Annotated in this window: 1 pseudogene; it reads right to left on the bottom strand. The window is 63.4% G+C overall.

Going from position 1 to position 279, the window contains the following annotated elements:
- Window positions 1–235: pseudogene (locus EUU22_RS10295) on the bottom strand (amino acid ABC transporter permease); the annotation flags it as partial.
- Window positions 236–279: the final 44 nt, after the last annotated feature.

The following is a 279-nucleotide window of genomic DNA, read 5'->3' as shown; positions in this document are numbered from 1 at the left end:
CCAGCAGCGGGATGTTGCGGAACACTTCCACATAGGCGTTGCCGAGCCGGACCAGCCAAGGACTGGGCGTGGTGCGAATGACGCCAATCAGCGATCCCATGGCGAGCGCCAGGCACCACGCGCTGAGCGCGGTTGCGAGCGTCCAACCGGTGCCCATGAGGAGCGTCTCCAGATAGGTGTGGACCCCGTCCGGCGACGTCTGAAAGAAGATGCCCCAGTTCCAGTTGTAGTTCACGCTGGCCCCCTTATCGCGCAGCGGTCAGCAGACACCAGTGATCA

It is taken from the genome of Ciceribacter ferrooxidans, assembly GCF_004137355.1.
Lineage (GTDB): Bacteria > Pseudomonadota > Alphaproteobacteria > Rhizobiales > Rhizobiaceae > Allorhizobium > Allorhizobium ferrooxidans.
The sequence above is the reverse complement of the archived record's forward strand: the minus strand, read 5'-3'. Positions and strand labels throughout refer to the sequence as shown.